32 protein-coding genes and 2 pseudogenes are annotated in these 20,723 nt (G+C 43.4%); 12 read left to right on the top strand and 22 right to left on the bottom strand.

Annotation, left to right across the window (positions count from 1 at the left end):
* Nucleotides 1-51 precede the first annotated feature (51 nt).
* Complete coding sequence (locus tag GQR42_RS20005) at nucleotides 52-336, bottom strand: hypothetical protein (RefSeq protein WP_158201319.1); 285 nt, start codon at nucleotides 334-336, stop codon at nucleotides 52-54.
* A gap of 69 nt (nucleotides 337-405) precedes the next feature.
* Between GQR42_RS20005 and GQR42_RS20000 the strand changes: the two genes are divergently transcribed.
* The 3 genes from GQR42_RS20000 (at nucleotide 406) to GQR42_RS19990 (ending at nucleotide 1,805) form a co-directional block, all read left to right on the top strand.
* Nucleotides 406-630: an AbrB/MazE/SpoVT family DNA-binding domain-containing protein gene (locus tag GQR42_RS20000; protein WP_158201318.1), complete on the top strand. Its 225-nt coding sequence runs from the start codon at nucleotides 406-408 to the stop codon at nucleotides 628-630.
* Complete coding sequence (locus GQR42_RS19995; protein ID WP_158201317.1) at nucleotides 627-1,019, top strand: type II toxin-antitoxin system death-on-curing family toxin; 393 nt, start codon at nucleotides 627-629, stop codon at nucleotides 1,017-1,019. The genes GQR42_RS20000 and GQR42_RS19995 overlap by 4 nt, the downstream gene beginning before the upstream one ends.
* 195 nt (nucleotides 1,020-1,214) lie before the next feature.
* The gene (locus GQR42_RS19990) at nucleotides 1,215-1,805 is read left to right on the top strand and encodes a Uma2 family endonuclease (RefSeq protein ID WP_158201316.1); all 591 of its coding nucleotides are present in this window, start codon (nucleotides 1,215-1,217) and stop codon (nucleotides 1,803-1,805) included.
* Between the two features lie 432 nt (nucleotides 1,806-2,237).
* Here the strand turns inward: GQR42_RS19990 and GQR42_RS19985 are convergent, their stop codons facing one another.
* Nucleotides 2,238-3,440, bottom strand: a complete 1,203-nt coding sequence (locus GQR42_RS19985; RefSeq protein WP_158201315.1) for a glycosyltransferase family 4 protein — start codon at nucleotides 3,438-3,440, stop codon at nucleotides 2,238-2,240.
* Between the two features lie 13 nt (nucleotides 3,441-3,453).
* Nucleotides 3,454-4,554: a chorismate synthase gene (gene aroC, locus GQR42_RS19980; protein WP_158201314.1), complete on the bottom strand. Its 1,101-nt coding sequence runs from the start codon at nucleotides 4,552-4,554 to the stop codon at nucleotides 3,454-3,456.
* 512 nt (nucleotides 4,555-5,066) lie between these two features.
* Here aroC and sfsA point away from each other — a divergent pair.
* Nucleotides 5,067-5,783, top strand: a complete 717-nt coding sequence (gene sfsA, locus GQR42_RS19970; protein ID WP_158201312.1) for a DNA/RNA nuclease SfsA — start codon at nucleotides 5,067-5,069, stop codon at nucleotides 5,781-5,783.
* A gap of 129 nt (nucleotides 5,784-5,912) precedes the next feature.
* Here the strand turns inward: sfsA and GQR42_RS19965 are convergent, their stop codons facing one another.
* From GQR42_RS19965 to GQR42_RS19920, 10 genes are all read right to left on the bottom strand, one after another.
* The gene (locus GQR42_RS19965; RefSeq protein WP_158201311.1) at nucleotides 5,913-6,524 is read right to left on the bottom strand and encodes an NYN domain-containing protein; all 612 of its coding nucleotides are present in this window, start codon (nucleotides 6,522-6,524) and stop codon (nucleotides 5,913-5,915) included.
* Between the two features lie 22 nt (nucleotides 6,525-6,546).
* Complete coding sequence (locus GQR42_RS19960; RefSeq protein ID WP_046662508.1) at nucleotides 6,547-7,215, bottom strand: energy-coupling factor ABC transporter ATP-binding protein; 669 nt, start codon at nucleotides 7,213-7,215, stop codon at nucleotides 6,547-6,549.
* A gap of 152 nt (nucleotides 7,216-7,367) precedes the next feature.
* Nucleotides 7,368-7,637, bottom strand: a complete 270-nt coding sequence (locus GQR42_RS19955) for a hypothetical protein (protein WP_002756830.1) — start codon at nucleotides 7,635-7,637, stop codon at nucleotides 7,368-7,370.
* A 206-nt stretch (nucleotides 7,638-7,843) separates the two neighbouring features.
* On the bottom strand, nucleotides 7,844-8,062 hold the full coding sequence (locus GQR42_RS19950; RefSeq protein ID WP_158201310.1) for a type II toxin-antitoxin system HicB family antitoxin: 219 nt from the start codon (nucleotides 8,060-8,062) through the stop codon (nucleotides 7,844-7,846).
* On the bottom strand, nucleotides 8,062-8,283 hold the full coding sequence (locus GQR42_RS19945; protein ID WP_158201309.1) for a type II toxin-antitoxin system HicA family toxin: 222 nt from the start codon (nucleotides 8,281-8,283) through the stop codon (nucleotides 8,062-8,064). Before GQR42_RS19945 ends, GQR42_RS19950 begins: the two co-directional genes overlap by 1 nt.
* 30 nt (nucleotides 8,284-8,313) lie before the next feature.
* Nucleotides 8,314-8,439: a type II toxin-antitoxin system HicA family toxin gene (locus tag GQR42_RS19940; RefSeq protein ID WP_233271092.1), complete on the bottom strand. Its 126-nt coding sequence runs from the start codon at nucleotides 8,437-8,439 to the stop codon at nucleotides 8,314-8,316.
* Between the two features lie 35 nt (nucleotides 8,440-8,474).
* A complete protein-coding gene (locus GQR42_RS19935) occupies nucleotides 8,475-8,669 on the bottom strand; it encodes a type II toxin-antitoxin system HicB family antitoxin (protein WP_158201308.1) in 195 nt (64 codons plus the stop codon).
* Between the two features lie 162 nt (nucleotides 8,670-8,831).
* A complete protein-coding gene (locus GQR42_RS19930; RefSeq protein ID WP_158201307.1) occupies nucleotides 8,832-9,194 on the bottom strand; it encodes a DUF5615 family PIN-like protein in 363 nt (120 codons plus the stop codon).
* A complete protein-coding gene (locus tag GQR42_RS19925) occupies nucleotides 9,169-9,522 on the bottom strand; it encodes a DUF433 domain-containing protein (protein ID WP_158201306.1) in 354 nt (117 codons plus the stop codon). Before GQR42_RS19925 ends, GQR42_RS19930 begins: the two co-directional genes overlap by 26 nt.
* A 374-nt stretch (nucleotides 9,523-9,896) precedes the next feature.
* Nucleotides 9,897-11,297, bottom strand: coding sequence for a UbiA family prenyltransferase (locus tag GQR42_RS19920; RefSeq protein WP_158201305.1), 1,401 nt, complete (start codon nucleotides 11,295-11,297; stop codon nucleotides 9,897-9,899).
* A gap of 117 nt (nucleotides 11,298-11,414) precedes the next feature.
* Here GQR42_RS19920 and GQR42_RS29625 point away from each other — a divergent pair, with 117 nt between their 5' ends.
* Nucleotides 11,415-11,546, top strand: coding sequence for a hypothetical protein (locus GQR42_RS29625; protein WP_257792595.1), 132 nt, complete (start codon nucleotides 11,415-11,417; stop codon nucleotides 11,544-11,546).
* Nucleotides 11,547-11,566: 20 nt separating this feature from the next.
* Here the strand turns inward: GQR42_RS29625 and GQR42_RS19915 are convergent, their stop codons facing one another.
* Nucleotides 11,567-11,902 (bottom strand): AccI family restriction endonuclease, encoded by a 336-nt coding sequence (locus GQR42_RS19915; protein ID WP_233271091.1) that lies wholly within the window; start codon nucleotides 11,900-11,902, stop codon nucleotides 11,567-11,569.
* A gap of 429 nt (nucleotides 11,903-12,331) precedes the next feature.
* On the opposite strand from GQR42_RS19915, the gene psbD reads away from it, so the two are divergent.
* From psbD to GQR42_RS19895, 4 genes are all read left to right on the top strand, one after another.
* Nucleotides 12,332-13,387, top strand: a complete 1,056-nt coding sequence (gene psbD, locus GQR42_RS19910; RefSeq protein ID WP_002737445.1) for a photosystem II D2 protein (photosystem q(a) protein) — start codon at nucleotides 12,332-12,334, stop codon at nucleotides 13,385-13,387.
* Between the two features lie 145 nt (nucleotides 13,388-13,532).
* Complete coding sequence (locus GQR42_RS19905) at nucleotides 13,533-14,060, top strand: DUF3011 domain-containing protein (RefSeq protein WP_158201304.1); 528 nt, start codon at nucleotides 13,533-13,535, stop codon at nucleotides 14,058-14,060.
* Nucleotides 14,061-14,291: 231 nt separating this feature from the next.
* Nucleotides 14,292-14,519: a hypothetical protein gene (locus tag GQR42_RS19900; RefSeq protein ID WP_158201303.1), complete on the top strand. Its 228-nt coding sequence runs from the start codon at nucleotides 14,292-14,294 to the stop codon at nucleotides 14,517-14,519.
* Nucleotides 14,476-14,778 carry a type II toxin-antitoxin system RelE family toxin gene (locus GQR42_RS19895; RefSeq protein WP_158201302.1) on the top strand — a complete coding sequence of 101 codons (303 nt, stop codon included), beginning with the start codon at nucleotides 14,476-14,478 and terminating at the stop codon, nucleotides 14,776-14,778. The genes GQR42_RS19900 and GQR42_RS19895 overlap by 44 nt, the downstream gene beginning before the upstream one ends.
* Nucleotides 14,779-14,838: 60 nt before the next feature.
* Here the strand turns inward: GQR42_RS19895 and GQR42_RS19890 are convergent, their stop codons facing one another.
* Together GQR42_RS19890 and psaK are read right to left on the bottom strand one after the other, a co-directional pair.
* Nucleotides 14,839-14,952, bottom strand: coding sequence for a CopG family transcriptional regulator (locus tag GQR42_RS19890; RefSeq protein ID WP_158201301.1), 114 nt, complete (start codon nucleotides 14,950-14,952; stop codon nucleotides 14,839-14,841).
* A 173-nt stretch (nucleotides 14,953-15,125) separates the two neighbouring features.
* On the bottom strand, nucleotides 15,126-15,392 hold the full coding sequence (gene psaK / locus GQR42_RS19885; protein WP_158201300.1) for a photosystem I reaction center subunit PsaK: 267 nt from the start codon (nucleotides 15,390-15,392) through the stop codon (nucleotides 15,126-15,128).
* A 120-nt stretch (nucleotides 15,393-15,512) separates the two neighbouring features.
* Between psaK and GQR42_RS19880 the strand changes: the two genes are divergently transcribed.
* Nucleotides 15,513-16,151, top strand: coding sequence for a phosphoribosylanthranilate isomerase (locus GQR42_RS19880; protein WP_158201299.1), 639 nt, complete (start codon nucleotides 15,513-15,515; stop codon nucleotides 16,149-16,151).
* Nucleotides 16,152-16,169: 18 nt separating this feature from the next.
* Here GQR42_RS19880 and GQR42_RS19875 read toward each other — a convergent pair whose 3' ends face one another.
* From GQR42_RS19875 to GQR42_RS19860, 4 genes and pseudogenes are all read right to left on the bottom strand, one after another.
* Nucleotides 16,170-16,325, bottom strand: coding sequence for a hypothetical protein (locus GQR42_RS19875; protein WP_158201298.1), 156 nt, complete (start codon nucleotides 16,323-16,325; stop codon nucleotides 16,170-16,172).
* Nucleotides 16,326-16,341: 16 nt separating this feature from the next.
* Complete coding sequence (gene folE, locus GQR42_RS19870) at nucleotides 16,342-17,040, bottom strand: GTP cyclohydrolase I FolE (RefSeq protein ID WP_002738197.1); 699 nt, start codon at nucleotides 17,038-17,040, stop codon at nucleotides 16,342-16,344.
* Between the two features lie 49 nt (nucleotides 17,041-17,089).
* Nucleotides 17,090-17,269, bottom strand: a pseudogene (locus tag GQR42_RS19865) (SDR family oxidoreductase); the annotation flags it as partial.
* Nucleotides 17,270-18,355: 1,086 nt separating this feature from the next.
* Nucleotides 18,356-19,261 (bottom strand): hypothetical protein, encoded by a 906-nt coding sequence (locus GQR42_RS19860; protein WP_158201297.1) that lies wholly within the window; start codon nucleotides 19,259-19,261, stop codon nucleotides 18,356-18,358.
* Between the two features lie 44 nt (nucleotides 19,262-19,305).
* Between GQR42_RS19860 and GQR42_RS19855 the strand changes: the two genes are divergently transcribed.
* Entirely contained in the window at nucleotides 19,306-19,713 is a 408-nt protein-coding gene (locus GQR42_RS19855; protein ID WP_158201296.1) for a hypothetical protein, read from the top strand.
* Between the two features lie 77 nt (nucleotides 19,714-19,790).
* On the top strand, nucleotides 19,791-20,144 hold the full coding sequence (locus GQR42_RS19850; protein ID WP_158202529.1) for a hypothetical protein: 354 nt from the start codon (nucleotides 19,791-19,793) through the stop codon (nucleotides 20,142-20,144).
* Here GQR42_RS19850 and GQR42_RS19845 read toward each other — a convergent pair.
* Nucleotides 20,131-20,385: pseudogene (locus tag GQR42_RS19845) on the bottom strand (hypothetical protein); the annotation flags it as partial. The gene GQR42_RS19850 and the pseudogene GQR42_RS19845 overlap by 14 nt on opposite strands.
* A gap of 152 nt (nucleotides 20,386-20,537) precedes the next feature.
* Nucleotides 20,538-20,723: a hypothetical protein gene (locus GQR42_RS19840; RefSeq protein WP_158201295.1), complete on the bottom strand. Its 186-nt coding sequence runs from the start codon at nucleotides 20,721-20,723 to the stop codon at nucleotides 20,538-20,540.

Below are 20,723 nucleotides of genomic sequence, written 5' to 3'. Positions count from 1 at the left end.
GTGAACTCTTTAAGTTTACACTATCAATTATGTTGGTATCAAGCAAGACTTTCACAGGTTATGTTTCTCCTTTAAATATTCCCATTTAGCTTGATCTGGATCAAAATCAGGAGGTGCAGGTTGGGTTTTCTCAAACCAGTTTTGCAAAACCTTGATTTTAGTTGGTCTTTTTGGTGTTTCTGGTGCTGATTCAGTGGTTGGGGTTGTGGTATGATCAAGGGTGTCTGTGGCTGCCCAAACTACAATTTCCACGTTTCCGGGGGGTAAATTCAGGGGTTCGGTAATCAGCAAGTTACCAGATTGATCAATTTTTCCTTTGAGTTTGTATGCTTGCATGATGTTTTTTATGATACTCTGTTTTTATATTATTATCTCAAATTGGCTGAATAGGAGGTTATTAACTAAATGTACACCTTAAAAATTAGTAGAGTTGGAAATTCCTTGGCTATAACATTACCTCAAGAAGCCATGGAAAAACTTAAAGTTCAAGAAGGAGACAGTGTATTTGTCACTGAAACACCAACAGGTATTATTATAACTGCTGGTAATCCTGATTTTGAAAAAGCAATGGAGGCTTACAGAAAAGTCAGCACAAAATACAGAAATGCACTTCATGAGTTAGGGAAATGAATGGAATTTTCTGGTTAGATGAAATAATTGTTAAAGCTATACATGAAGACCAATTAATACAGCATGGTGGTCTTGCAGGTGTGCGAGATAACAATTTGTTTTTAGCTAGTTTAGATAGACCGAAAAATTTACTTGCTTATGGTGAACCTACACCCAGTATATTTGATTTAGCTGCGGCTTATGGTTATGGATTTGCTAAAAATCATGCTTTTATAGATGGTAATAAACGGGTAGCTTTCGTAGTAATGGCTATCTTTCTGGAATTAAATGGATATTCGTTGGATGTTCCAGAACCCGAAGTCGTTTTAATAATGGAACGACTAGCAAACGGCCAAGAAAGTCAAGAAACTACATCAGAATGGCTGCAAGAAAATTCTATTAAATATTAAAGGGTGTCTGTGGCTGCCCAAACTACAATTTCCACGTTTCCGGGGGGTAAATTCAGGGGTTCGGTAATCAGCAAGTTACCAGATTGATCAATTTTTCCTTTGAGTTTGTATGCTTGTATGATGTTTTTTATGATACTCTGTTTTTATATCATATCATAGTGAACAAAATTCACGCTCTAAATTTGGGTTTAAATTATGATAACTACACTAATCGAACGAGAAGCAGAACCAATTTTAATTAGTGACTTAACCTGGAGAGAATTTAAAGCTGTTGAACAGCTAATCGATCGCCCAGGGTTAAGGTTATCTTTTTTAGATGGAGTTTTGGAGATTAGAAAAATGCCAGGGAAAAAACACGAAACCATCAAAGAACGTATTGGCGCTTTACTAGAAATTTATTTAGAATTTTTGGGATTAGATTTTACTCCTACTGGTTCTGTCACCTTAGAAAATGAATTTGAAAAGGTTAAAAGAGAAGGTGATAAATCCTATGAGTTGGGAGCAAATAGAAAACATCCTGATTTAGTGATTGAGGTGGTTGTTAGTAGTGGAGGAATTAATAAACTGGAAGCATACAAACGGTTACAAATTGCTGAAGTTTGGTTTTGGATGAATGATGAGTTATTGTTTTATAGTTTAGGAAATGATGGTTATGAAGCTGTTAGTAAATCGCAAATTTTACCGAATTTAGATGTAGGTTTATTAATGCGTTGTATTGGTATAGAAAATCATGCTCAAGCACTGCGGGAATTTAGAGCCGGGATAAAAAATATTGAATCAACATAACAATATAAAATGGTGATTTTTTCCGCCTATCTAAAGATTATGGTTTAACTTAACAGTGGCAGAATGCCAAGAATTAAATTTTCAATATTCCATCAAAAGGGAACAAATTTTTAACCGTTTCATCGCCTCCGTATTATTAGAAGAAAGACGAGCAGGTAATACTAAATCCGTTGAGTATATGTTACATATCAGGATAGGCAAGAGGCAAAAGGAGGAATAGATAATCAGTCTTTAATAACTGGATTTAGTATAAGTATTTCATATATGTTGATTGAGAAACCCTTACCCGGTAATACTTCTATGTTTAGTCATTATCAATAAGGCTGTCCTTATTGCGGTGACTAATTACCCAGCAAGTTCGCAGCTTTCTTTTCACTGATTACTGATTACTATTCACTGATTACTGTTCACTGATTACTGCTCACTGAAAAATCAACTCAATAACCAATCTAGATGATACTGTAAACATTGCTTGAGGTCGTAGCGTTGCTTGATAGTTTCCCTAGCATTTAAACGCAGATTTTGCCAACCCTGGGGATAATCTAACACTTCATCCACGCGATCGGCTATTTGTTGGGGAGAAAAGAAATCCACTAATAAACCATTTTCCCCATCAGTAATTAATTCTCGCACGGGGGGAGTATCGGAACCAATCACCACGCAACCCATAGCCATAGCCTCTAACATCGACCAAGACAGCACAAAAGGACGGGTAAGATAGATATGGGCAGCCGATGCTTGTAAAACCTGTTTATATTGACCATAGGGCAGAGAACCGGTAAAATGCACCCGGGATAAATCCAAAGAAAGGCTTTCTAACATCAATTGTTTATAGGTTTTGCCGTCCGGTAGAGTTTTCCCATAAGCGACTCGATCCTCCCCGACAATGACGATATGACAGTTAGGCCGACGGGCTAAAATTAGGGAAACAGCCGTCATAAATTGGGGAAAACCGCGATAGGGTTCCATTCCCCGGGTTGCATAGGTGACAATCTCCTTAACACCCGATAAATCTAAACCTATCTCTGGAATCACTAACTGCACATCGGGACGGGGACAAAAATAGTCCGTATCGATGCCATCGTGTAAAACCGTCAGTTTCGGGTGAAATTCGCGGGGAAATTGTTGTTTTTGCCAGATAGTCGGTGATAAACCTCGATCGCAACTAACCAGATCGATGAGGATTGGCGCATTTTTAATTCTAATCCGGGCCTCGGCATCAGCATTAAGGGGATCCGCCGGATCAAAATCAGCATCGGAACCATGGGCATGATAAAACCATTCAAAATAGGCTAAAAACTTAGTTTTCGGGAAAATATCCTTGATAAATAGACCCGGCCCCCAGCCAGAATGTGCATAGACAATATCGGGATAAAATCCTTGATTTTTCAGTTGTTGGCAAACAGCATAAACCGCTTGACCTTGTAAAACCGCACTTTCCAGGGGACGGACATAATGATGGGTTTGGGGAGAAACAGCGCGACTTTCCTTGTAAATAAATTTTTTTACCCCCGCTATCTCTCCCTCTTGCCTGGTAGTGCCGAAAATCACTTGATTTCCGGGGTCTTGAGCCAAAACCGTGATTAAATGGCGAAATTGGGCGGGAAAATTGGCATGAAGGAATAAAAATTTCATCGCGGGTAAAGGTTTAGAAAAAGCGATCGCTAATCGTACATTGTCCCTGAAAACGGAGCAGATGATCGCATAATACCAAAGCCATCATCGCTTCCACCATCGGGACGGCCCGGGGTAAAACACAAGGATCATGTCTTCCTTTGGCTGCCAGGGTGGTTTCTTCTCCGGTGCGCGTCACGGTTTTTTGTTCTTTACCGATAGTCGCGGTGGGTTTAAAAGCGATGCGGATGATAATATTTTCACCGTTACTGATTCCCCCTTGGATACCCCCCGAACGATTGCTAGTGGTGCGAATTTCCCCGTTATCATCGATAAAATACTCGTCATTGTGTTCGCTGCCGGTTAAGAAGGTTCCCGCAAATCCCGATCCGATTTCAAATCCCTTACTCGCGGGTAAGGACATCATCCCCTTAGCTAAATCGGCTTCTAGCTTATCAAAAACGGGTTCTCCTAGACCTTTCGGCACATTTTTGGCTACACATTCCACCACACCGCCGATCGAGTCCTTATCCAGGCGAATTTGGTCAATCAGGGCGATCATTTTGGCGGCCGTTTCCCCGTTGGGACAACGCACCATATTACTTTCCACCTCGTCGAGGGTGACGCTGTTGGGGTCGATGATTGCCTCAATATCTTTAATTCGCTTCACATAACCGATAATCTCGACGTTATAGACAGATTTAAGGATTTTTTTAGCGATCGCTCCCGCAGCCACCCGGCCGATGGTTTCCCGGGCCGAAGATCTGCCTCCTCCTTTCCAGTTGCGAATGCCGTATTTTGCTTCGTAGGTAGCATCCGCGTGGGAAGGTCGGAATTTCTCGGCCATTTCGTTGTAATCTTGCGAACGAGCATCCTGATTCCGCACTAAAATAGCGATCGGTGTACCGAGGGTTTTGCCTTCAAAAACGCCCGAAATTATCTCACAAATGTCATTTTCCCGACGCGGGGTCACGATTCTGCTTTGTCCCGGTTTGCGACGGTCTAAATCGATTTGAATCTCCTCTTCGGAAATTTCTAAGCGCGGGGGACAACCATCGATAACCACTCCTACCCCACCCCCGTGAGATTCTCCAAAAGTGGAAACCCGAAATAGTCGTCCGAAAGTGTTACCCATAATCTCAATGTCTATTAAGCCTCAAGGTTTTATTGTACCTGAGCGGCTATCAGTTATCAGTGATCAGTTATCAGTTATCAGTGATCAGATGTGAGTTTTTAGTGGACAGTCTTAAGCAGAAAATTGCCGTTTTCTTGTCACTGATGCCATTTTTCAAAAGTAATCGCAGAGATGGTTAATTTCCCTTACCCCCACAACCAAAGGGAGAGGGGAGTAAAATGCCGGCTCTCTTATTCTTTGTGTGATAAGTTTAACTTATATAAGACCGATCAATCTTTGTGTCCTTTGTGTCTTTGTGGTTCGTTCCATTTGCTCGCCAGCAGGAATGTATTTTATAATACATTTTACCCACCAAACCCAAGAGAGTAAAATGCCTGCTAGGAATAAAGGAAAATAGTATGATTACTGTTTACCGATCACTGTTCACTGATAACTGAAAGGTTTCTTGTCTTCAGGTTAAGATTCCCAAAAAAAGGCTATTCTTTACCTTGATATCCCTCGGCGAAAATTTGATGACTTCCTTGTTGGTTCACAGTTACCCTTCCCTTGTCAAGGGTATTTTAATTAAACGTTACAAACGCTTTTTTGCCGACATACAACTGGACAACGGAGAATTAATTACGGCCCATTGCGCTAATACCGGACCGATGACGGATGTATGTGTAGAGGGTCAACCGGTTTATCTTTCCCGTAGTGATAACCCGAAGCGAAAATTAGCTTATACCTGGGAGATGATTCAACTGGGGGAGACTTGGGTGGGAGTTAATACCAATCTTCCCAATCAGGTGGTGAAAAATGCCCTGTTGCAATTTTTTCCCGATTTGGTCAAAAATGACACCGAAGTGCGATCGGAAGTGGCCTACGGTCAAAATAATGGCAGTAGAATTGATTTTCTGTTGACCCACGGGGATAATTCCCTCACCTATATCGAGGTCAAAAATACCACTTGGAATCAGGGAGAAACGGCACTTTTTCCCGATACTGTCACCACGCGGGGACAGAAGCATTTAAACGAATTAATGGCTTTATTGCCGGCAGCGGAGGCGATTATGCTCTACTTTATTAATCGGGGTGATTGTGACCGGTTTGCTCCGGGGGATAGTAAAGATGCTAAATACGGGCAGTTATTGCGTCAAGCAGTGGCTAAAGGAGTCAAGGTTTTACCCTGTCGCTTCCAAGTGACACCCACGGGAATTTATTATTTAGGTTTAGCAGAATTGCAGCTGTGAAACCAGTGGTTTAGAGCGGCCAGCTTGTGACAAAATCCCCCAGACCGCAACTGACCTTGAAAAGCGTAGAGACACAGTTACCTGTGCCTCTGCTGGGGATTTTTGTCGATACATATTTGAGGTAATTTGTCAAGGTTTTTGATAACTAATTCCGTGGCGCATTTTCTCTAGTTTCTGTTGCACCTGAGCATCGAGAGAATGGAATAAAAAACGCCCTTTGGGACTTTGAGAAGAACTCTGGGATTTTCTCAGACGACGACCGGTTAAATCCACCTCGATTTCCAGACGTTGAGCGGAAATCCACTGGGCCCCATAACCCATAACGGTCATTTTTTGGGCATTATCAGAGGTAGCGACGATAATCCGTCCGATAGCTGGGGCGCGATCGTGCCAAAAATCGGCACAGGTTTTCTCGATATAGGTGTCGGCGGTTTGAGCGTGAGCGGTAAAATAAACCGATAAATGGTTAGTGTAGCGTTCCTGGCTGCTGGGGGTATCTTGAAGGTAGGAATCGAAGACGATTTGGGTTTGATAACCCTGATGGTGCGTGTAACCGATTAAGGTTTCAATTAACTTGTCTCGCGCCGGTTCGAGACCGTGGCGATCGCTAATTTTTTTCAGGGACGGCCAAGCGCCGATGACGTTGTAGCCGTCAACCAGCAGAAGGGAACGATCAGAAGAATTAACCATGGCTTTGAGAGTAATTGGTGTGGCATTAAGGGCAGTTCTAAAAAACAGCATCCTAATGATATTAACAAAAAATTTAGGATTCTCCCGCCGCACTTGCCAATAATCTCGCTTTTAATTCTAGGGGATTTCCCCGATCCGTTACCTTGCCCCCCTCTAACAAAAATGCTCCATCACTGTAATCCAATTCATCAAGGCGATGCGTCACCCAAAGGGCTGTAATCCCGCGGTTTTTGACCAATTTCTGCACTTGAGAGACTAATTCTAACTGGGTATCCCCATCCAAAAGGGCGGTGGGTTCATCAAAGAGCAAAACCTCGCAATGACGAGCTAAAGCCCCCGCAATGGCAATTCTTTGCTTTTGTCCGCCACTGAGAGCATAAATCGGTCGTTTTTCCATTTCTAATAAATTCACCGCCCCTAGGGATTCCCGCACCCGGGCCCGAATTGCCGGCGTGGATAAACCCTCGGATACCAACCCAAAAGCCACATCTGCCCCCACTGTCGGCATAACTAACTGATGGTCGGGATTTTGAAAAACAAAACCGAGGGGGTTAGGTATCTCTATTTCCCCGCGACTAGGTTTTAATAATCCCGCTAACAACCGCAGCAGGGTGGATTTACCGCTGCCATTTGTCCCCAACAACATCCAAAATTCCCCTCTGGGAACTTGCAAAGAGCAGCCGTTTAATACTGATTTCCCATTCGGCCAGCTAAACCAGAGGTCTTTTACTTTTATAGTCATGAATTATCAGTTATCAGTTATCAGTTTTGAGTTTTCAGTTATCAGATTTGAGTTTTTAAGTGTGCAGTATTAAATAGAAGTTTCCTACTGTCTTTTTACTGCTCACTGATTACTGTTTACTGTTTACTGCTCACTGATAACTGATGAAAGAACTATTCTGTGGCTAAAGCGACAAACCCCGGCGCTCTACCGGTGGAGGCAGCCCCAGATTTTTGTGACACAATCACCGCACTGATCTGATCGCTCAAAACCGCCACCTTTTTATCGGTTTGTTTTTCGCAGGTTAATTCTAATAATTCAGGATTTGGCGATCGCATAGCGTTAATAATTGTTTGATACAAAGCGTCTGCTGCTGCTTCTTCCTTGCGCTGCACGGAAATGGGGATGGGCGAGAGTTTCAGGGTAATATCGATCGAATACATAGTTTAGCGTTCCCTTCCAAAAAACAAGTCAAAAACCATTGTATAGCAGGGGTTGGGAAGTCAGTGATCAGTTATCAGTTATCAGATGTGAGTTTTCAGTTCACTGATTGCTGTTCACTGTGCAGATAACCTTAGGGTCATAACCGATTAAATCTCGGCAGTCGGTGTGCAGAGGCGTTATTATGCCCCAGGACCGATCGCGAGTATCAAGCGATCGATCTTGTTCTGGGTTCGGGAATCACTTCACCTTCTGTCCGCCAGGCTTCCAAGTACATTTCAATCACTTCTTCCCCGTTGTGGATAGCCTCTTGACGAGTTTTGCCATGAGTACAAGGCATGACGACAAGATCAGAAAACTCTGGGATCGTTACCAGGAAAAGCTGATCTTCATCAGACCACTGAACAATCATGCTGTATCTATTCATTAATCTCCATCCTCTCGCAACTCTTTCAGTTCAGTCAGTAGTTTTGTCAGTTGTTTTTCTAGGTAAAGTGGGACATCATCTCCATCTTTGCCCGGGATTGTCAGTGTTTTTCCGATCAAAGGATGTCTCCAACGTTCATGGCTGCCCTTGCCGCGTTTGGGTAAGTAAACAAATCCTTCACGGGCAATTTGAGCTTTCAACTCTCGGATCTTTCTAGGCATGGAAGCATCTGATCATTCCACTCTATTCTCTCACTTCTTCAAGCCATATTTATGAAATGGAACGGTAGTTGCACGTTCATCTTCAGGAAGGAACTGTTTATGGGAGTCTTTCTGACGTACCTCAACAAAGCCAAGATTTTCTAAGATACGAACCACTTCCTGTGGTTTCAGAACAGGTATATTGCCGATGGTTACTGTATAGCAACAAATACTGTTTCAAATCTTGTTTGTTCATCCTCAAGGAGCATTTCTATCACTTCACAAAGATTTTTCTGTAATTCATCTAAAGTTTCACCTTGAGAATGTACTCCAGGGAACCCAGGGACATAACCAACATAGAGATTAGTATCAAAATCTTTTTCCACAACAGCAGTAAATGTGTTCATAACCGATACATCGGCCCGCGTCCTGTAGGGGCGAAGCATTCGGGCAATAACCTATCGGTGAAACCGAAGATTTTCTATCCGAATGCTTCGCCCGTACTTTTTCAGCAAACCCTAATCAGGAGTTGTCTTGGGGAATGCAGCCTATAAGATCGGCGATCGCACTTATAGCAACGGCAAATAGGAAATCCGATCTCTGTACTCGTCATCGAGAGAAGCAAGAGCAGCTAGTACTAATTCCTCAATAGTTTCACCCAAGCTCATACTGGGATTGATTTGGAAGATTCCAGGAATGTGTTGCCCTTGGGCGAGATGATCGATTAGATGGACAGGCATAGAGCTACGATTATTCGTTACGAGAATAAAGTTGTATTTTTCACACCAAATCAGGATTTCTGTATCTAAAGTGCCTTTTGGTGGTGTGTTAGGATCGCCAATTGCCCAGACTACTAAATCAGGTTCTTTGCGCCGTAGCTGTATTTGATAAATTGGAGGGAGATTTTCATCGATCAAATACTTGATTTGCATAGGATTTCCCTGAGCTTAGTCGTTCGGCTCGAAGTTGACGCAATTTTTCAGAAATCGGCGGGGAATTAAGCTTTTGCTCTTCTCTCATTTTGTGTCCCCACTCTAGCCAATTAGTGAGGTACTCACCGATCTCTTGTTTGTTGTGAAGATAATAGAGAATAGTGGCATAAACCTGTTCTAGGTTTAATGATAGGTAAGTTTTGGTAATTTCTTCAGGTGTTCGACTACGGTAAATATAGTCATACAAAACTGTTTCAATACCAATTCGTGTATTTTTTATGCGAATGTCATTCTCAGCGAGAAAGATAAAGTAGTCTTCTAGTTGCATAGTTTATGTCTCCAGAATGTTAAAACTAAACCTAAAGAGCATCGCCCTGTTTGGGAAATTTTTTTCTAATATAGCGGAGCGGATCTGACGCAATACCATGATTGTAAATTTTCTTAAATTGCTGCCTTATCTGACATTATACCTGATCAGAATCTACTGCGAGACAATCACTTGCGTTAAAACAAAATAAGGCGCGTTACATTTTATTAACGCACTCAACCAGATTGGCGTACTGCTACGCAGTGCCTTCGGCATCGCACTCCCAACGCTTCGATTAAAATAATATAAATATAATGTAGGTTGGGTTGAGAAACGAAACCCAACCTACAAGATCGGCGTACTGCTACGCAGTGCCTTCGGCATCGCACTACCTTCTAGCTGGCTTGTCCCCCTCTCAGGTTAAACACTCCGTACCAATGATGTATTGCTAACCACCCGACTGATAACAAACCTGCTAAACTCAAGGTTAAACCACTAAAGGGAATTAATAATGCAAATACTGGTAAAATTGCTCCAGCAATAGTACAAATAATGGCGGCTAAAGCAGCGTGACGATTTGCACCTAAACCATAGATGAAACCGAGTAAAATCAAGGATATGATCAACCAAGCTATTTCTGCATTCATTACTCGCGCCAGATAGGTTAAAGTTAATAAGCAAGCAAAGAAAATACCCGCAGCGATCACCAAATTTTTTAAACTCATGGGTAGGGACAAATATAAAAGCAATATCCACCACAAAAATAAGGCTGGTGCTAACAATAATAACCGGGGCATAATCCCAGTTTTTCCTATTGGTTTGGTGGACGTAAATACGCCAAAGGGATTTCTTACAGAAACATTCTCATCAAATATCCAAGTAAATTGGGTACTGTCATCATCACTTTTAATTTCATGAGGAACTATCCCACTAGCAAAATCAGCATTTCTAAAATTAGCAATTGTTGTGAGGCGAAATTGAGAAAGTAATTGATTAGTGGCATTATAAACCCAACGTGGTCCACCTTGTGCTTGATAGCTAACTTTAATTGTGGTTTCTTGTCCTGGTTCTAACTGCAAGAGAAAACCATAATCTCCAGGGTTTATTTGTTTTAATCTTGTGCCATCTCTTTCTACTTTATAACTAGAAAGCAAGGAGTAGCCTAATGGTGGTGGAGCTTCAAAGAAAAAACTATTAACATCACTTAGTGAATTGACAATTTTATAATCAGCAGTGTAATCTGTAAGATAAATGGCACTGCGACTCTGCACGTTTACACTTTGGTCAATTTTAACTTGAATGTTTGAAGCTGCTACGTTTAAATAGCGAGTAACTTTTTGTTTATCTGTCACCTTGACTATTTTGCCGTTAACTTGAGTAGTATAGCTATAAGGTTCTTCGACGATGTAACGCACTTGGGGTGCAATTTGTTCTAATTTATCACCTGCGACACTTTCCGCTACTTGTGCTACTTTTGCTTGTTCCCAGTGATGGTAACGGTTGCTTAAAGTAGAAGTGAGGAAAAATCCCGTAACTACTAAAATTAAAATTAGGGCTAAATGTTGTAGTTCTTTGAGAAGTTGGGAATAACGAATCGACCATTCCCCAAAGAAAACAGCTTGTTCGCTGGTGTTGCGTCTCAGAGAAAAACTGATGAGCGCGATCGCAACTCCCAAAGCTACAATTAAAAACGCAAACAATAGTGAACCTTGAATTAGTTGCGTACCAAACTTGATTAATTCATCAGGATGTGTTAAATCTGGTAATCTGGGAATACCTTGAGCAATAGGAGACATAGGTAAATATGTAGATGTTCAGATATTGAAACAACTTGACAGATATAATTTCCAAAAGTTTCTGCAAAAATACTAGGAAAACATTGTTAATATTTTAGAAGTCAGGAGTCAATCCTGATGAAAAAATTTTCACCCCCACAGATGAAAGAGGTTTCTTTCCCTACACCCCACACCCCACACCCCACACCCTACACCCTCTTTCAAGTCAGGAGTCAGCAAGAATTGCCAGAATTACATTTCTTAAGATAGACGACAGAATTTATGTCCGACTACTTACTTCCATCTGGAAAGTCTCTGACCTTAAATATCAGGATATCTGGCCTCTTACCTATCGCATTAAGTTCGCTCTGATATTCCATATAGAAATCAGCAAATCCATCATCACCTGCGGCTATGGATTCGGAACGCCCATATTTAACAGCAAAATAATCACCAGAATATTCATTGACTGCCTTAAAGACGATTGTTTCAGCCCAATCACCCTGTTCCTTGTTCGTGAGAAATTCGGAGTTAGCCATTGTTGGGGGCTTTCCAGTCATTTGTATTTCAGTATCAATCTCAAGTGGTGATTGCTTTATCAGGTTCAGAATATCATCTTTGTACATGAATTCTCCTTCTTGTTCAGCCCAACCATCTATTATACCGCTCCCTGCGGTCGATCAACCCCCTCTATCCTAGGATCTCACTTCCATCAGTCTAACACCCCTTAATAGGACTTAATACCGCACCGTGCGGTTTAATCACCTCAATTTGGGCATAATTACCGCACAGAGGGGTCTAGCATTCCACTCAGATCGATTTTGCCGCATTTGCCAATGACAACAGCTTTGAGGGCGCAGGAAGTGGTCTCCCGAAAAATTTTAGATTTTTTTAAGATCGACCTGAAAAACATTGGCTATTTTTTCCAATATAGTGTAAGTTAAGAAAAGTAAAGATTTCTCACAATTCTTCCACACATCTGCTCGCCTGCTCGGATAGATGGAGGGGAGAGGGCGGAATCTTAGCAATAATATATATTTTCGGAGAAAACCCCCATGACCATTGCTGTCGGACGCGCCCCAGAAAGAGGGCTGTTTGATGCTCTCGATGACTGGCTCAAAAGAGACCGTTTCGTCTTCATCGGTTGGTCTGGTTTACTACTCTTCCCCTGCGCCTTCATGGCCCTAGGTGGATGGTTAACCGGCACCACCTTCGTCACCTCCTGGTACACCCACGGGTTAGCCAGTTCCTACCTGGAAGGCGGCAACTTCCTTACCGTTGCCGTCTCCACCCCCGCCGATGCCTTCGGTCACTCCATCCTCTTTCTCTGGGGACCGGAAGCCCAAGGAAACTTCACCCGTTGGTGTCAAATCGGCGGTTTATGGCCCTTTGTCGCCCTGCACGGTGCTTTCGGCTTGATTGGCTTCATGCTACGTCAGTTTGAAATCGCCCGTTTAGTCGGCATTCGTCCCTACAACGCCCTCGCCTTCTCTGGCCCGATTGCGGTGTTCGTCAGTGTCTTCCTGATGTACCCCCTCGGTCAGTCTAGCTGGTTCTTTGCCCCTAGCTTCGGCGTGGCTGGTATCTTCCGTTTCATTCTCTTCTTCCAAGGCTTCCACAACTGGACCCTTAACCCCTTCCACATGATGGGTGTAGCTGGTATCCTCGGTGGTGCGCTTCTCTGTGCTATTCACGGAGCGACGGTAGAAAATACCCTGTTTGAAGACGGTGAAGGTTCCAACACTTTCCGGGCTTTTGAACCCACCCAAGCGGAAGAAACCTACTCCATGGTCACTGCCAACCGTTTCTGGTCGCAAATCTTCGGCATTGCTTTCTCCAACAAACGTTGGTTACACTTCTTCATGCTCTTTGTCCCCGTGACTGGTTTATGGATGAGTGCTGTGGGTGTAGTGGGATTAGCCCTTAATCTACGGGCCTATGACTTCGTTTCTCAGGAATTGAGAGCGGCGGAAGACCCGGAATTTGAAACCTTCTACACTAAAAATATTCTGCTTAACGAAGGTCTGAGAGCTTGGATGGCTCCCCAAGACCAACCCCACGAAAACTTTATCTTCCCTGAAGAAGTATTACCTCGCGGTAACGCTCTCTAAAGATGGCAAGAAAATTTACCGAATAGGGGGAAGGGTGATTTGAATTCACCCTTCTTTTTTGTTGATTAAGGCACTTCAAGCACTACTACTCATTTTCTGGATACCCCTGTAAGATAAACTAGAGAATTTCTGGGAGATAAAGACAATGTTTCGCCAAATTTTATTATCTAGTCTCGGTTTGTTGCTAATTTGTCCCTTGGGGAGCGAGCCGGCAGCGGCCAGAACCACGAGAATTAATTGTGAAAGTCAAAACGGTCGCACTACTCGCTGTCCCGTCAACGCTAGATGGGCTCAGGTAAGATTAATCCGCACTCGCTCCGCTGCTCCCTGTGAGGGTAATTGGGATTTCCAAAACGGCAATATTGTGGTGAGAAATGGTTGTCGGGGCGAGTTTGAGGTACGCATCGACGACCATGACGGTAATTTTGGTGGCGGTTGGGATGGTAATGTTTACGAAGAATTTCGCCTCCCCAATATCGGTCGTTTTGTCGTTGATCGCCGCAGTTATTATGATAGTGGCAGAATTAGAGAATTTGATGCGATCGTTAATGGCAGTCGCGAGCGTTGGTGGGCTAATTGTCGAGGCGGCGAACTCGGCAGCGGTAGTCGTCGCATCCGCTCATCCCGGGAAATCGATCGAGTAGTGGATTTTGTTTGTGAGGATCGGGGTTAAATAGCTAGATAGCTAAAATGAGTAACTTTTACTGAAGATAGATTTTAAGAACGTTATCAGGTAAGCTAAGACGCACTTTAACCGCCTATCCTTAGATTACCTGAATCTCCTCCAATCTCTTGACTTGCCTCGAACAGTGGCTTGAGAAAACTAAAATCCTTAAGATAACTGCTGTAAGAAACCCGTTTTCTTGATCTGCTGCTAGAATTCAAGTAGATTGGAGGAAAATATATGGAGCCTGCAAACACCTTAGATGCTCTAATGCTCAAAACCATCATCAAGGAAGGCGTTCGCGAAGTTATGCGGGAAGAATGGTTGAAATTCTTCGAGATGCTGATTCCCTATGTTGATGATATAGAACAAGCTGACATAGAAGCAACCTTTAATCCTGTTGATTACAAAGACGACGGCTTCGTTGATATTACAGGCTGGTTTAATCGTGAAGATCAGGATCAGTAGATCAGCCAATAAATTTTTGGAGAAACTAGATGCCAATAGCCGAAAATCTGTTTTGACTAAAATTGGTATTCTCAAAACCTGCCTTGAAACTCAAAACGTTTATCCCCCTGAAGAACTTGATATAAAAAAACTTAAAGGTGAGTTAAAAGGATTCTCCAGAATTCGTGTTGGCAAAATGCGAGTTATTTTTGAAATCGTCAAGGAGACAGACGAAATCTTTATTTATGAGATTAACTTTAGAGGCAATATTTACGATTAATTAAGCGATTAGCAACGTTCGGATTTACCAATTATTTTCGATACTTCTTTCCGCAGCTATCTAACTTTCATGGGTTAATTTAGCCAATACTGCTTCTTCTTCGTCAGCAAAGTCTCCAGCTTCGACTTGGGCCACTGCTTTCTTAGTTTTCTCGCCAGCAGCCAGAATAATCACCCGATCTGGACGATTACTAGACTTCTGACATAATTAACTTTTGAGACTTCAAAAATGGGAAAATAGGGATGAAGTTGCCTAAAATCTCTTTATGCTTAGTTCTCCTGACTACTGACTACTGGCTCCTTACTCCTCTCTCTGAGGTTTACTGGTCACTGATTACTGATTACTGATTAGAGAATACCCGCGTTAGCAAGACCGAGAATCAGTCCCGCACCGAGAATATGGCCAAAACTCATGGTCGCCAATAATTCCGGCAGACCGAAGCTTTTTTTCGAGGCTAACTGCGGCAAGGGTAAAGCAGGGCCGGCCCCGGTATTTTGGATGGCAAAATAACCGATAACGAAGGCTACTAGGTTAGCTAAGGTCATGGTAATGCCGACGGATAAATTCCAGGGAATGGTTTGAGCGGTGGCTAAAAGTAAGGCAGAAGGGATCATTGGCGCTCCAGTCTTGATAAGATTTTGTTAATCAAAGGGCATTATAAAAAGCTCTTGACCCGAAACGGCTTTTTGTTTGAATACTTAACAGTTTTTGTAACGTTTTGCGAATAAGATTAAATGCGAATTAAAATTTGCGGCATTACCCAACCGGACCAAGGCCGAGCGATCGCTAATTTAGGGGCTACGGCTTTAGGTTTTATCCTCGTACCGAGTTCGCCTCGTTACGTCAAAATCGAGCAAATTAACGCTATTATCGCCGCAATACCCGACAAAATTGATTTTATCGGGGTTTTTGCCGACGAGCAACCCGAAATTATTCAGCAAATAATTATTAAAACCCCCTTGACAAGTGTGCAGTTACATGGTAAGGAATCTCCCGAATATTGCCAAAGGTTGCGGCAATTATTACCCGACCGGGAAATTATCAAAGCTTTGCGGATCAAAGACAGAGAAAGTTGGGAAAAGTCGGCAATTTACTTCAATAGCGTCGATACTTTACTTTTAGATGCCTACCATCCCCAATTGCTCGGCGGTACGGGACATACCTTAGACTGGCAAGCCTTAGCCAGTTTTTCGCCCCCCTTGCCCTGGTTTCTGGCCGGAGGACTCAACCCCGATAATATTAGTGAAGCTTTAACTCGGCTGCACCCCGATGGCATTGATGTCTCTAGCGGCGTTGAGCGATCGCCCGGTGATAAAGACCTCAAAAAAGTCGCCCTCTTGTTAGAGCGACTGCAAAAATTCAGGGATCAGTGATCAGTTATCACTGATCAGTTAGAAGGTTTTGGGTTTTAGGGTGTTGGGGTGTTGGGGTGTTGGGGTGTTGGGGTTTTGGGGTGTTGGGGTTTTGGGGTTTTGGGGTTTTAGTTGAAATTTCCCCATTTCCCCATTTCCCCATTTCCCCATTTCCCCATTTCCCCATTTCCCCATTTCCCCATCTCCGGGACTAGAAGAAATTGGGTTTATGACGGATCAGGTTAAGATACTCCTCGCGGGTTTTCTGCTCGTCTTGGAAGACTCCTAACATGGCGCTGGTGACAGTCCAGGATCCCGGTTTCTGCACCCCGCGCATCACCATGCACATATGAGTTGCTTCCATGACTACCGCAACCCCTTGGGGGTCGAGAATTTCTTGAATCGCTTCGGCAATCTGACGGGTGAGGCGCTCTTGGACCTGTAAACGACGGGAATACATTTCCACAATGCGGGCCAATTTACTTAATCCGACCACCTTTTGGTTAGGAATATAGGCAACGTGGGCCCGCCCCATGAAGGGTAACATATGATGTTCACAGAGACTAAAGAAGTCAATATCGCGCACTAATACCATCTCATTATGACCTTCATCGAAGATCGCACCATTAACGAGGGTTTCTAGGGATTGTTGATAGCCTTGGGTGAGAAACTGCATCGCTTCGGCCACCCGTTTGGGGGTTTTTAATAAACCTTCTCTTTCGGGGTCTTCCCCCACCGAGATCAGGATATTTCTGACCGCATCCATCATCTGTTCTTTGTTTTCGTCGGAAGTTGGATGAATTTGAGCGGTTTTGCCATTGTGGGTGTTGCGATCGGGGCGAGTGGTCACGCGTGCTTGGATAGCGTCGGTTAAATTACCGTTTAAACCGTTAGAAGAAGCTATGGTCATAATGAAGATGCCTGTAGGCGAATTGATTGATAAATAGAAGTATTTCGGGTTATAATGCCCCCGCACTGGGCATAATGGTCATCGTTTCCACTACGGCCTGTTTGGGCAGTAACACCGCTTGCAGAATCGCCTGAGCGATGATATCCGGGGTTAACATGGCCGAGCGATCGAAATCTGCTTTGACGCTATCGCTGTCCCAGATGGGGGTATTGACTGCATTTTTATCAATATCTCTTCCATTTAACTTAATATACCCATTTACCCATCACATTAATTCAATTCTTCCCCCCACACACACTATCTTCTCCTCCCCAACCCACAAACCACACAACAAAACAACCACACCACCCAAACCATAACCCACAAAACACCCAAAACCAACCCCCAACACAACACCACAAAACCAACCCCCAACCCCACCAACACCACACAACCAACACAAAAACACCACACAACCCAAACACAAAACCACCCACAAACCACAAAAATCACCACACCACCCCAATCACCCACCCATACACCACAAATATCAATCTCTCACCCCTCACAAATCAACTAAAATAACAAACCCCCCCCCCCCCCCCCCCCCCCCCCAATATCCTACCACAACTCTACGCGTCCGCGACCTCATCCTTCGAAAAGCCGTGTTCCCCCTCACTGGTACTCCACCGCAAGGTGACCCTCAAGCGCCCTCGCAGTCGCACGAACCTACAACAGACCGTCTCCCATGGCTATACATACTGAAATCTCAGTCCAATTCATGGACAGCTTCAGGCGCGCACACCCCCACCCCATCCCCACTTGCGGTCAGGGGAACCCTAGAAAAGTTTAAGGGAGTTGGCTTGGATCGGAGCAGTTTTTCTCGCACCAAAACTGCTGCGACTACCCCCGGCGGGGGGAAGCATTGACTATCGGGTAGGTTCAAGATTTAAGAATCGTTACAAAATTTTACCTAGCCAATTATAGCACTGTTAAGTCAGGGATCACTAATCTTTGTGTGCATTTAGATAGGGTTTGCTGAAAAAGTTTCTCGTGGGGGCAGGGTGTGGGGTGTAGGGTTTAGGGTGTAGGGTTTTACCCATTTTCATCTGGTCAATTACCTAATCTTCAGGGAAAAAGTCCTGGAATTTTCCCCCCGATCCCTCCAATGGCTGGCACTTTTTGATTGACAAAAAGTCTAAAAGTCTTACCCAACAAGGTTTTTAGATTTATTCAGCCAACCCTAGATAGATCTCTAACCAGCGAGGGGAAAAAGCGGACTGGTTGGCGAGAATTCTTGAGGCTGTCTTGAAACTCCCTCCCCCCGCACTCACAACTACTCACCAGAGGAGATGGCAGCGGTGGGTTGAGTGCGATTGACCATCACCACTTGATCGCCGACAACGGGACTTCTAGCTAGGAGAATTCCCTCGTTATCCCTCATTTCCAAGCGCCGAAAATCGAGACTTTGGCAACGTTGAAAAACCGAATTAGCCAATTTATCCTGTTGTGATGCCTCCAAGCTATACCAATTATCGCCCAAAATAACTACTAGACGACTAGCCAAAAAATCCGCTTCTACGGTAGAAATAATCCCGGCAGGATAACGAGTAGTTAAATCGGTAATTTCCTCTTGAATGGCTGCGACTAAGCTTTGTTCGGGAGTTAATCGCGGTTTTGCTTTGGTAATCGGGACGGGAATCGGTGCCTCTGGTGCAGTTAATTCTGGGGGAGTTTCGATAATTTCCCCGGCTGCCGGGGAAGGACTAGAGACAACTTCAGGCATATTTTCGGCAATTTCCGCAGGATTTTTCGGTAAACTGACCACAGCTACCAATAGGATAGTGACTAAACTTCCTGTTAACAAGCCGGTAATTAACCAATCGGGAATTTTTTCGCTAATTCCCCCCGGTAAAAGTCGGCGAATTTTATTCAAAATCGCCGTCCACCACCCTTCGACCTGATCGAAATCCGGTAAAATATCGTCGATTCCCTCCGCTGCTTCGATTGGAGAATCTGGGGTTAAACTTTGCTCAACTCCCGCGAATTCGTCTGGTTTTAAAGCAGCGGCTAACTGTTGCGTTGAGTTAAGAAGATTATCAACAGCAACTTTTGAGGGTAACACTGTCCCCGTTCCTGTGTTAAGTTGGGAAACGATCGAATTTAACTGCTCGATCGCCTCTTGTAGTCGGATCACCGTTTCTGCTTGGCTGAAATTCTCTCGCTCATTTGGTTGAGTCATAATCTTTCTTAACCCGCTGCCATTCTTTTTCAAAATATCATTCTATGCGCCGTTTTCTCGGTTTTTTAACCAGTATTTTCCTTGTCTTCCTGACTGCTTGTGGTAGTGTCACTCCCCCGCAAGAATTTGCCCCTGACGGAGAAATCGTTGCCAAAGCCCTTTTATTACAATTTCGTCACACATCCGATCGCCTTAGTCAATCTTTACAGATCGATGATCCCCAGATAAAAATTGCTAAAATTAATGTCACCAGTCTGGAACCGATTTATGTGGGCAATTTGCCCGCTTATCACTTGCAGGGAGATTACGATCTAACTCTACAATTGCCCCATCAAAAAGATAGCAAACAACACAACAATTTTGATCTTTATTTACAAAGACAGATCGAGGGGAAAACTTGGCGTTTACTGGAAGAAGTTGCCTCGCAATGGCGCAGCTATTTAGTCAGATAACCAGAAAAAGCCCGGGGATTTTGCTATAGTCTATGATCATCAACAATGACAATCCTCAAAGGGAAAATTTAGCGATCATGATTACCTGTCCTCGTTGTCAGCACAAGGTCGATAGTCAAGCCTTACAATGTCCCTACTGTTCTAATATTTTAAAGGCCTATGGTCATCCCGGCATGACCCTGCATCAAGCTGTCACCGGCGAGTTTTTGTGTGAAACTTGTCTGTATCATGGCGATGATAGCTGTAATTTTCCCCAACGTCCCTACGCTACCAGCTGCACTTTATACAAAAATAGCCAAATAATAGCAGAAAAAATTCCTCCTCTCCCTTTGCCTAGGGTTTTAAAAAATTGGTGTCTCAGAAATAAGGGATTATTGCTATTATTAACCATGATTTTGGGCAGTATTGCCCTGGCTTTTAGTAACCGTTAAGGGGGGTGATTCGGTAGTAGTGATGGAGGCTTAATCCTTTGCTTTGCTGTGCATTGTAGTCATGGATAAAATACCAAGCAGCCCCAACGGGATTCTCCATTTTTTTAGAGGAAGATAGACTCTCTCTCACCAGCCGAGAAATCCTTGGTCGAAAAGTATTATTTAATCTTTCAATAGGATTAGTTTGACCAGTTTCTTTCCCGACCGGTCGATGACGTTTACTCGGAATTACTGTCTTATACCAAGTCCGTTTTTAATAGTGTGATTAACTCACAAGTTATGGATTTTTTCTCCCCACTCCCCAATCCCTTCTCCGCAGCTCCGGCAGTCCCCGCTCCCCTGCTCTCCTATACCTTTTAAACAGGATTTAGTATAAGGTAGGCAGTAGGTTCGTCAAAAATGAGCAATTCTAAGGATAATTCTTCTAGAGGATTTAACCCTTTTTTTCCTTAACTTAATTAAGTTCAATAAATCGGGATTATCAAAGAGAGTGATATCGGGTAAATTAGCTGCTTTATCAATTACTTTACCCTGGACAAATCCTCGTACTCGATCGCACAAAGAACCAAAGATTGACAT

It is taken from the genome of Microcystis aeruginosa FD4, assembly GCF_009792235.1.
GTDB classification, from domain to species: domain Bacteria; phylum Cyanobacteriota; class Cyanobacteriia; order Cyanobacteriales; family Microcystaceae; genus Microcystis; species Microcystis viridis.
This window is presented reverse-complemented; position numbering and strand designations above follow the sequence as displayed.

Excerpts from the sequence above, each read along its gene's own strand:
- GQR42_RS20005 (WP_158201319.1), bottom strand. The coding sequence starts at position 336 with ATGCAAGCATACAAACTCAAAGGAAAAATTGATCAATCTGGTAACTTG.
- GQR42_RS20000 (WP_158201318.1), top strand. The coding sequence starts at position 406 with ATGTACACCTTAAAAATTAGTAGAGTTGGAAATTCCTTGGCTATAACA.
- GQR42_RS19995 (WP_158201317.1), top strand. The coding sequence starts at position 627 with ATGAATGGAATTTTCTGGTTAGATGAAATAATTGTTAAAGCTATACAT.
- GQR42_RS19990 (WP_158201316.1), top strand. The coding sequence starts at position 1,215 with ATGATAACTACACTAATCGAACGAGAAGCAGAACCAATTTTAATTAGT.
- GQR42_RS19985 (WP_158201315.1), bottom strand. The coding sequence starts at position 3,440 with ATGAAATTTTTATTCCTTCATGCCAATTTTCCCGCCCAATTTCGCCAT.
- aroC (WP_158201314.1), bottom strand. The coding sequence starts at position 4,554 with ATGGGTAACACTTTCGGACGACTATTTCGGGTTTCCACTTTTGGAGAA.
- sfsA (WP_158201312.1), top strand. The coding sequence starts at position 5,067 with ATGACTTCCTTGTTGGTTCACAGTTACCCTTCCCTTGTCAAGGGTATT.
- GQR42_RS19965 (WP_158201311.1), bottom strand. The coding sequence starts at position 6,524 with ATGCTGTTTTTTAGAACTGCCCTTAATGCCACACCAATTACTCTCAAA.
- GQR42_RS19960 (WP_046662508.1), bottom strand. The coding sequence starts at position 7,215 with ATGACTATAAAAGTAAAAGACCTCTGGTTTAGCTGGCCGAATGGGAAA.
- GQR42_RS19955 (WP_002756830.1), bottom strand. The coding sequence starts at position 7,637 with ATGTATTCGATCGATATTACCCTGAAACTCTCGCCCATCCCCATTTCC.
- GQR42_RS19950 (WP_158201310.1), bottom strand. The coding sequence starts at position 8,062 with ATGAATAGATACAGCATGATTGTTCAGTGGTCTGATGAAGATCAGCTT.
- GQR42_RS19945 (WP_158201309.1), bottom strand. The coding sequence starts at position 8,283 with ATGCCTAGAAAGATCCGAGAGTTGAAAGCTCAAATTGCCCGTGAAGGA.
- GQR42_RS19935 (WP_158201308.1), bottom strand. The coding sequence starts at position 8,669 with ATGAACACATTTACTGCTGTTGTGGAAAAAGATTTTGATACTAATCTC.
- GQR42_RS19930 (WP_158201307.1), bottom strand. The coding sequence starts at position 9,194 with ATGCAAATCAAGTATTTGATCGATGAAAATCTCCCTCCAATTTATCAA.
- GQR42_RS19925 (WP_158201306.1), bottom strand. The coding sequence starts at position 9,522 with ATGCAACTAGAAGACTACTTTATCTTTCTCGCTGAGAATGACATTCGC.
- GQR42_RS19920 (WP_158201305.1), bottom strand. The coding sequence starts at position 11,297 with ATGTCTCCTATTGCTCAAGGTATTCCCAGATTACCAGATTTAACACAT.
- GQR42_RS29625 (WP_257792595.1), top strand. The coding sequence starts at position 11,415 with ATGAAAAAATTTTCACCCCCACAGATGAAAGAGGTTTCTTTCCCTACA.
- GQR42_RS19915 (WP_233271091.1), bottom strand. The coding sequence starts at position 11,902 with ATGTACAAAGATGATATTCTGAACCTGATAAAGCAATCACCACTTGAG.
- psbD (WP_002737445.1), top strand. The coding sequence starts at position 12,332 with ATGACCATTGCTGTCGGACGCGCCCCAGAAAGAGGGCTGTTTGATGCT.
- GQR42_RS19905 (WP_158201304.1), top strand. The coding sequence starts at position 13,533 with ATGTTTCGCCAAATTTTATTATCTAGTCTCGGTTTGTTGCTAATTTGT.
- GQR42_RS19900 (WP_158201303.1), top strand. The coding sequence starts at position 14,292 with ATGGAGCCTGCAAACACCTTAGATGCTCTAATGCTCAAAACCATCATC.
- psaK (WP_158201300.1), bottom strand. The coding sequence starts at position 15,392 with ATGATCCCTTCTGCCTTACTTTTAGCCACCGCTCAAACCATTCCCTGG.
- GQR42_RS19880 (WP_158201299.1), top strand. The coding sequence starts at position 15,513 with ATGCGAATTAAAATTTGCGGCATTACCCAACCGGACCAAGGCCGAGCG.
- GQR42_RS19875 (WP_158201298.1), bottom strand. The coding sequence starts at position 16,325 with ATGGGGAAATGGGGAAATGGGGAAATGGGGAAATGGGGAAATGGGGAA.
- folE (WP_002738197.1), bottom strand. The coding sequence starts at position 17,040 with ATGACCATAGCTTCTTCTAACGGTTTAAACGGTAATTTAACCGACGCT.
- GQR42_RS19860 (WP_158201297.1), bottom strand. The coding sequence starts at position 19,261 with ATGACTCAACCAAATGAGCGAGAGAATTTCAGCCAAGCAGAAACGGTG.
- GQR42_RS19855 (WP_158201296.1), top strand. The coding sequence starts at position 19,306 with ATGCGCCGTTTTCTCGGTTTTTTAACCAGTATTTTCCTTGTCTTCCTG.
- GQR42_RS19850 (WP_158202529.1), top strand. The coding sequence starts at position 19,791 with ATGATTACCTGTCCTCGTTGTCAGCACAAGGTCGATAGTCAAGCCTTA.
- GQR42_RS19840 (WP_158201295.1), bottom strand. The coding sequence starts at position 20,723 with ATGTCAATCTTTGGTTCTTTGTGCGATCGAGTACGAGGATTTGTCCAG.